The sequence below is a fragment of the Halomonas sp. genome, from assembly GCF_052095765.1.
Classification (GTDB): domain Bacteria; phylum Pseudomonadota; class Gammaproteobacteria; order Pseudomonadales; family Halomonadaceae; genus Halomonas.
The window spans coordinates 1-7,881 of the sequence record NZ_JBQDJZ010000107.1; the positions used below are offsets into that span (position 1 = coordinate 1).

The window sequence follows — 7,881 nt, forward strand, 5'->3', positions numbered from 1 at the left end:
AGCAAATGACTGTTAATCATTGGGTCGCAGGTTCGAGTCCTGCTCGAGGAGCCAGTAGCTGTTTCCCCTTGTGCTACTGAATGTTATCCAGCCATACGCTTTCCCCGTCTTTGTAATCTCTCTTGTTGCCCACGCCTGAGTGCTTGGCCTTTGTCATGCCTATGGTTTTCGATGGTCTTCGACAACCCGTGCAGGGCCCAGGTAGAGTGGGGAGGTCAGCGGTTGCCCCAGCCGCCAGTTTGATGTTTATCGAGAGGAAAGGACCATGACGCGACAGGTGAAGCTAGTGATTCTGGGCGCCGGTACGGCCGGTTTGACGGCCCTCAGCGAAGCGCGACGCTATACAGATGACGTGCTGCTGATCAACGCGGGTCCTTACGGTACGACCTGCGCGCGGGTCGGCTGCATGCCTTCGAAGGCGCTGCTCGAGGTGGCTCATGCTTACGGGCGTCGCGACTGGCTTGGGGCGAGCGGCATACGCGGTATTGAGACGCTGGAGTCCGATCTGGCCAGCATTATGGTGCAGGTTCGCAAGCTGCGTGATCGTTTCATTGCCGGGCCGATAAGCACAGTTGATTCCCTTGGTGAGCGCAGTATCCATGGACAGCCGCGTTTCCTGGGTCCGACGACTATCGAAGTCAACGGCGAGCGGATTGAGGCCGAGAGGGTCATCATTGCTACCGGCACCCGGCCAAATCTTCCCGAGGCTTGGCATTCTCTGGGTGATCGCGTGGTCACGTCTGACGGAGTTTTCGAACTTGAGACACCTGGACGACGCCTGGGCGTGGTCGGCCTCGGTCCGATTGGGGTGGAACTGGGCCAGGCGTTTGCCCAGCTGGGCTGTGAGGTACATGCCTTCACCCGCGGGTCCAGCGTGGCGGGCCTTAATGATCCTGAGGTCAACGCAAGCCTGCTTGAAGTACTTGAACGTCAAATGACGGTCACTACAGATGCGGATGTGACGCTGCGCCAGGGCGATCAAGGCCTGGTGATGCAAGGAGGAGGGCGGGAGGTTGAAGTCGACTGGGTGCTGGCTTCCTTGGGGCGCCGTCCCAATGTCGAAGGTCTGGGTCTTGAGAACCTGGGCGTAGAGCTAGATAAGCGCGGTATCCCGGCCTTCGATACCGCGACACTGCGCGTCGGTGATCTACCAGTCTATATCGCCGGCGATCTCAGCGGGCTGCGCCCGTTGATGCACGAGGCGGCAGACGAAGGCCGTATCGCTGCCTATCACGCCCTGCATCCGGATGCCGAATGTCTTGCCCGACGCACGCCCCAGGGAATCGTCTTCACCGAACCCAGCGCGGGTTACGCGGGGCTGACGGGTGTCCAGTTGCCCCAGAGCGGAGTGGTGACCGGCAGCGCCGACTTTGCCAGACAGGGTCGCGCGCTGATGGCCGGCCGCAATGCGGGGCACTTGAAACTCTTCGCTGACGAGCACGATGGGCGCCTGCTCGGTGTGGAGATGGTGGCCCCGGATGCGGAACACCTGCTGCATCTGTTGGCCTGGTCGATTCAGCAGAACATGACGATCGACCAGCTGCTCCAGATGCCCTTTTATCACCCGACCGTCGAGGAGGGGCTGCGCGGCGCCTTGCAATCTGCGCGTCGTGAACTTGGCAAGCGGCGTACCCTGCCTGACTTGCCGTTATGTCATGAGCCCGCAGATTGGGTGCTGGGCTAGTCGCGTGATGATCTGGAGCTTCCTGTTCCTCCGTCAGGCATCAGCCAGAAACGGATAGTCCGTATAACCTTTCTTGCCGCCGCCATAGAAGGTATCCGGGTCCGGTTCGTTTAGCTTGGCACCCACGCGGAAGCGCTCGACCAAATCCGGGTTGGCGATGTCGGGTCTGCCCGAGTATCGGGCAGACCATGAATGAGAAGGGTAGTGAGTTAGAGCTTGACCAGCATCTTGCCGTGGTTGCCGCCGGTGAAGAGCTTCAGGAAGGCGTCCGGGGTCTGTTCCAAGCCTTCGGCCACGGTTTCTTGGTAGTCGATCTCGCCTGCGGCTACCTTGGGACCAAACTCGCTCATAAAGTCGTTGTGGTGCTGCCAGTGCTCGAAGACAATAAAGCCTTCCATGCGTGCGCGACGAACCAACAGCATTGCCAGGTTGCCTGGGCCGGCGCTGAGGCCTTCATCGTTGTAGCGCGAGATCATGCCGCACACGGCGATGCGCGCACCGACCCGCAGGTTGTTCAGCGCGGCTTCCAGACAGTCGCCACCGACGTTTTCGTAGTAGACGTCGAAGCCGTCCGGGCAGGCTTGCTTGAGGTCTTCGCTAAGCTGCTTGGCGTCCTTGTCCTTGTAGCTGACGGCCTTGACGCCGATGGATTCAAGCCAGTCGAGTTTCTTCTGATCGCCAGCAATACCCACGACAGTGCCGCCCTTTGCCTTGGCTAGCTGCACGGCCAGAGAGCCGACAGCGCCGCTGGCCGCGCTGACCAGCACGTTATCGCCATCCTGTATCTGGGCAATGATATTGAGCCCGACCCAAGCAGTGGTACCCGGCATGCCGAGAACACCCAGGTAGGCTTGAACTGGCACATCGAAGGTGGGAAGCGCTTCAATCTGTTCGGCCGGTAGCTGGGCAATATCACGCCAGCCGCCCATGTGGCGTACCTTGTCGCCTGCCTTGAAGCGAGAGTCACGAGACTCGATAACCTCGCCCACGGCGGCACCGTCCAACGGCTTACCCAGCTGAAACGGCTCGATATACGTTGTCACGCCGTCCATGCGTCCGCGCATATAAGGGTCTACAGACAGCCAAGTGTTACGGATGCGTACTTCACCGTCCTGCAGCTCGGGAAGTTCAGATTGCTCAAGCGTGAACAGCTCTGCTGTCGGCATGCCCTTGGGGTGATCGTTAAGCGTGAAATAACGGCTTTGCATTGCTCTCTCCTTTGCTGTGTGCTGCACCAAGTATGTACTGTGCCTGACAGCACACCGCTGATTGTTTGGAAGCGTCATCCCTAGAGTACGCCAGTTATGTGATATCAGACCAATGCAAGATGCTGAGAAGCAAAATGCATAAAGCTGATATCATTACCATTGAAAAAATGACCACTCAGCACCATAGCGACAGTCCCATGTATCTTGCTGATCTTGCCCGGCACGACCTGAATGCTTTAGTGACTCTGCACGCACTACTGGAAACACGTAGCGTCACGCGGGCGGCACAGCGCCTGAATCTCAGCCAGCCCGCGGTATCGCGGACCCTGGCACGGCTGCGTCAGTCGTTTGATGACCCACTGTTTGTGCGGACCCACCGGGGGCTGCGCCCGACGGCACGGGCCGAGGCGCTGGGGCCGCCGCTGGCACGGTTGTTGAATGAGCTTGGAGCGCTGCTGGCACCACCGAAATTTGACCGGGCCAGCACGTCGAGACGCTTTCAGTTAGCAACCACCGACTACGGCATGCACACCTTTCTTGCTCCGCAGTGGCAAACACTCAAAGCCCAGGCGCCGCATTTACGGCTGGATGTGCAGGGTTATAGCGGCAGCATTGAGCAGCAACTCGATGAAGGCGGGCCGGAGTTAGCGCTTTGCGTGCCCGGTGAGCGAGTACCTGCCAGCGTTCATGGTCGCGAGATCGGCAGCGATTATTTCGTGTGCATGATGCGTGAGGATCATCCGCTGGCATCGCGAGGGGGGCTGACTCTGGAGGCGTTTCTTGAAGCGGATCATCAACTGATCAGCATGGGCGGTGATGATCGTGGCGCGGTGGATCTGGCACTGGCAAAGCAGGGTTTGACGCGTCAGGTCAGCTTGCGGCAACCGCATTTTCTGGCCAGCTTTTCGGTCACACAGCACAGCGACCTGTTGCTGTGTGTTCCTGGTTGCCTGGCTTCCAGCGTTCTTGGGCATTGGCCGTTGGCATTGCGGCGACTGCCACTGGATGTGGCGCCTTTCTCTTATTGGCTGGTATGGCATGAGCGTCACCACGCTGATGCGGGACATCGCTGGCTGCGTCAGACCCTGTACCATGGGTTAGAGGTGCGCTATCGAGAGTTGAGTCAGCAGCTATTGAGGGTGGCTGATTAGCGATGCGTCAAAAATTGGTGCGTCAAACACAAATAGCCGGGCATCAAGCCCGGCCGTTTGCGTTTTGCATTAGCCACAAGGGGAGTAGAAGCCAGCTGTGAGGTTATTGAGTGTCCTCGGCAACGCGGTCAGCAAACTGCATGCTGCCGGTCAAGCGGGCGTAGTCCAGCAGGATCTCTGCGGTTTCCTCGACCTGGGCCCGGTCTATGGGCTTGTCTTTCTTGTCCTTGTCTTCCCCGTCTTCATCAGCGCTTTCGTCATCCTGGCTGCCGCGCGCATCGGCCCACTCCTCAAGTAGATCAAGTCCTAGTGCGGCGCGTCGATCGTTCTCAAGTGCAAGTTGTTCAGCATCCTGGGCCTCAACCTCACGCTTGCGCTGTTCTAGGTTCAGGCTGACAGTGGTGTGCTGTTGACGCAGCTGCTCAGCTAGCTTGGCTTGACGTTCAAGGTAGTAGAAGTTGGGATGCTCCTGGGCGCGCTTATTGTGGCGTTCGCGCAGTATGTCAAGGTATAGCTGGGGCTCGCCCTGTTGGCGATATTGCACCTTGCGAACGGTATCCCATGGCAGGGCGTTGTCTAGGCTGCTTTCACCAATCTTTTCAGGATCAACAAGGCTGGGGAAAAGAATGTCCGGAGTAATACCTCGGTTCTGGGTGCTTTCGCCTGAAATACGGTAGAACTTGGCACGGGTCAGCTTAACTTGGCCGTGGCTCAGATCGCTTAGTGTCTGGACAGTGCCTTTGCCAAAGGTTTCATTGCCGACCACCAAACCGCGGCGATAGTCTTGGATGGCGCCGGCAAAGATTTCCGACGCTGAGGCCGATAGGCGATTGACCAGTACGACCAAGGGACCGTCATAGTGTGTGCCGCTTTCCGTATCGCCGTAGAGGCTGATGCGCCCGCGGGCATCGCGCACTTGAACCGTGGGGCCGCGGTCAATGAACAGGCCGATCAATGAATTGGCCTCTTGAAGCGCGCCGCCGCCATTGTTGCGAAGGTCAAGCACGATACCTTCAATACCTTGCGCTTGAAGGCTTTCAAGCTCGGTGGCTACGTCGCGTGTGGTGCTGCGGTAGTCTTCTTCGCCGGCCTGCCAGGCATCAAAGTCAACGTAGAACGTCGGCACATGGATCAGGCCGACCTTGTGGATGCCATCCTCGCGTTCGATCTCGATGACTTCGCTATTGACGGCCTGGTCTTCGAGCTTGACGGTATCGCGGGTGATCTCGATCACCTTGCTGCGTGACAGGTCGACCGCCTGGGCCGGCACAATGTCGAGTCTGACCACGGTGCCTTTGGGGCCGCGAATCATTTCGGCTACTTCGTCAAGGCGCATGCCTACCACGTTGATCATGTCTTCGTCAGGAGGGCCGACTCCGATGATGCGGTCCGCAGGTTCCAGCATGCCAGAACGCTCGGCAGGGCCACCTGGCACCAGGCTGGCGACCTTGACGAATTCACCGTCGGGCTGAAGCATGGCGCCGATACCCTCAAGCGATAGGCGCATCTGGATGTCAAAGGCTTCACTTTGGCGAGGTGACAGATAGCTGGTATGGGGGTCGATGCTGGCGGTAACCGCGGCCATCAGCAGTTCCAGCACGTCCTCGGCATTGCTCTGGCGGACGCGCTTAAGCTGTGCTTTGTAGCGCTTGCTCAGGGTTTCTTCGACCTCCTCTGGCTCCTGGTCGCTAAGCGTTAGCGACAGGGCTGCGTTTTCCAGTCGCTTGGCCCACAAGTCTTCGAGCTCCTCGCGATTGCGAAGCCAGGGAGAGTCTTTGCGATCGACCTCCAGGCGCAGGTCGCTATCAAAGCTGAAGTCCAGCCCTTTATCGATACGCGCTAGCGTCCACTCCAGTTGCTCTGTGGCCCGCTGCTGGTAACGACCGTAAAGTTCATAGGCGCGATCCAGCCGGCCCTCGGTAATGGCTTCGTCCATGCCGGTAGCGAGGTCATCGAACTCTGCAATGTCGGCGGCTGTCAGGTAATACCGCTGGTTGTCGAGCACGTCGAGGTAACGCTGGAATGCGTCACGGGACCACTCGTCGTCAAGGATGACCTCGACATAATGACCAGTCTGCAACGACTCGGCGATTTCCTGGGCCGCTATACGCTGCGGCTCCTCGGGGGTTACTTCAGCCATGGCCGGCGCCGCTGCAATCAGCAGTGCCAGGGTCGCAGCACGCCCCAAAGTGACTAACAGGCTCATCGGTGAAGCACTCCCCGTTTCAGGTACACTGGACAGTAAACGTTATTTGCACTACATGTTCGCATCGTTCGCACAAGTCAAGCCACTGTAGCGGCGATATAGGCGCTACAAACTAAAGACAGTCCGGCAGTATATCAGTTTGTAGACCTTGATCAGACCCCTATTTGTTACCCATGCTACCAGAGGATTCCATGCCCCAGAACGAAGTGCTTGCCCGCCTTGTAGATTTCCTGCGCTCCTCACCAACACCATGGCATGCTACGGCGAACATGGCTGATCGTCTTGAAGCAGCAGGCTATCGCCGTCTGCAGGAGACCCAGGCGTGGCAGCTGGAGCCCGGTGAGCGGGTGTTTGTTACCCGCAATGATTCTTCCATTGTCGCCTTGCAGCTGCCGTCCGGGAAGCTGTCGTCGCTGCGCATGATGGGGGCTCACACCGACAGCCCATGCCTGAAGCTCAAGCCTAACGCGGCCCAGACTGCCGCAGGCTGGCTGCAGCTTGGCGTTGAAGTTTACGGTGGCGTGTTGCTAGCCCCCTGGTTCGATCGCGACCTGGGGCTGGCAGGCCGCGTCTATGTGCGCCATGGCGATGGACGTATTGAGGGCGTGCTGCTCAACGTGGTACAGCCTGTTGCGATGATTCCAAGTCTTGCCATTCATCTGGACCGAGAGGCCAATAACAACCGTTCCATTAATGCCCAGACCCAGATGGCGCCGGTGCTATTGCAAGGCGGTGAGGCATCGGACTTCCAACAGCTGTTGGTTGACTGGGTGATTGAACAGCACGGCGTTGAGAATATCGAAATTGTTGATTTCGAACTCTGTCTGTATGACACCCAGCCGCCGTCCCGTGTCGGGGTCAAACAGGAGCTGGTGGCCTCTGCGCGGCTTGATAATCTGCTGTCGTGTTTTATCGGCCTTGAGGCGTTGTTGGCATCAGAAGGCAAGGAGGGCGCGCTGCTAGTGGCAACCGACCATGAGGAAGTGGGCAGTGCCAGTGCCTGTGGCGCTCAGGGGCCGTTTCTTGAAGACGTGCTGCGCCGGATTAATGAGCAGCTCGGTACGTCAGATGAAGAGGGCTTTGTCCGTCTGATTCAGGCCTCGCGGATGATTTCCTGCGACAACGCTCATGCGCTGCATCCCAACTACATGGACAAGCATGATAAGGCCCATGGGCCAATGCTTAACGGCGGGCCGGTGATCAAGGTCAATGCCAACCAGCGCTATGCCACCAACAGTGCCACGGCGGCAATGTTTCGTGAACTGTGTCGTCAGATCGACGTACCGGTGCAGACTTTCGCGGTTCGTGCTGACATGGGTTGCGGCAGCACCATTGGCCCGATTACCGCCACTGAGCTGGGCGTGCCGACCCTAGATGTTGGTGTGCCGCAATGGGCCATGCACTCCATTCGCGAAACAGCCGGTGTTCAGGACGTGGCGTATCTGACCAAAGTGTTGAGCGCTTTTGTGAACAGCAAGGTGATGGTTTGATTCAGACGCCTGTTTGACCCGAAACCTGCTCGATAAAAAGCCCGCCTGACAAAATCAGACGGGCTTTTTAGGGTTTTTCGCTGTCTGTGGTGGCTACGCCCTGATTCGAACAGGGGACCCCATCATTATGAGTGATGTGCTC

At 58.4% G+C, this 7,881-nt stretch carries 5 protein-coding genes and 1 pseudogene; 3 read left to right on the forward strand and 3 right to left on the reverse strand.

Annotation, left to right across the window (positions count from 1 at the left end; genetic code table 11):
• Window positions 1-265: 265 nt before the first annotated feature.
• Window positions 266-1,684: a dihydrolipoyl dehydrogenase gene (locus ACTH3D_RS11675; RefSeq protein ID WP_441667293.1), complete on the forward strand. Its 1,419-nt coding sequence runs from the start codon at window positions 266-268 to the stop codon at window positions 1,682-1,684.
• Window positions 1,685-1,717: 33 nt separating this feature from the next.
• Here the strand turns inward: ACTH3D_RS11675 and ACTH3D_RS11680 are convergent.
• Window positions 1,718-1,855 (reverse strand): annotated as a pseudogene (locus ACTH3D_RS11680) (alkene reductase); the annotation flags it as partial.
• A 38-nt stretch (window positions 1,856-1,893) separates the two neighbouring features.
• A complete protein-coding gene (locus ACTH3D_RS11685; protein ID WP_441667294.1) occupies window positions 1,894-2,892 on the reverse strand; it encodes an NADP-dependent oxidoreductase in 999 nt (332 codons plus the stop codon).
• A 134-nt stretch (window positions 2,893-3,026) separates the two neighbouring features.
• On the opposite strand from ACTH3D_RS11685, the gene ACTH3D_RS11690 reads away from it, so the two are divergent.
• A complete protein-coding gene (locus tag ACTH3D_RS11690) occupies window positions 3,027-4,043 on the forward strand; it encodes a LysR family transcriptional regulator (RefSeq protein WP_441667295.1) in 1,017 nt (338 codons plus the stop codon).
• A gap of 103 nt (window positions 4,044-4,146) precedes the next feature.
• Here ACTH3D_RS11690 and ACTH3D_RS11695 read toward each other — a convergent pair whose 3' ends face one another.
• Window positions 4,147-6,249: a carboxy terminal-processing peptidase gene (locus ACTH3D_RS11695; protein ID WP_441667296.1), complete on the reverse strand. Its 2,103-nt coding sequence runs from the start codon at window positions 6,247-6,249 to the stop codon at window positions 4,147-4,149.
• Window positions 6,250-6,440: 191 nt separating this feature from the next.
• On the opposite strand from ACTH3D_RS11695, the gene ACTH3D_RS11700 reads away from it, so the two are divergent.
• Window positions 6,441-7,739: a M18 family aminopeptidase gene (locus ACTH3D_RS11700; protein WP_441667297.1), complete on the forward strand. Its 1,299-nt coding sequence runs from the start codon at window positions 6,441-6,443 to the stop codon at window positions 7,737-7,739.
• The last annotated feature ends 142 nt before the right edge of the window (window positions 7,740-7,881 follow it).

Excerpts from the sequence above, each read along its gene's own strand:
- ACTH3D_RS11675 (WP_441667293.1), top strand. The coding sequence starts at position 266 with ATGACGCGACAGGTGAAGCTAGTGATTCTGGGCGCCGGTACGGCCGGT.
- ACTH3D_RS11685 (WP_441667294.1), bottom strand. The coding sequence starts at position 2,892 with ATGCAAAGCCGTTATTTCACGCTTAACGATCACCCCAAGGGCATGCCG.
- ACTH3D_RS11690 (WP_441667295.1), top strand. The coding sequence starts at position 3,027 with ATGCATAAAGCTGATATCATTACCATTGAAAAAATGACCACTCAGCAC.
- ACTH3D_RS11695 (WP_441667296.1), bottom strand. The coding sequence starts at position 6,249 with ATGAGCCTGTTAGTCACTTTGGGGCGTGCTGCGACCCTGGCACTGCTG.
- ACTH3D_RS11700 (WP_441667297.1), top strand. The coding sequence starts at position 6,441 with ATGCCCCAGAACGAAGTGCTTGCCCGCCTTGTAGATTTCCTGCGCTCC.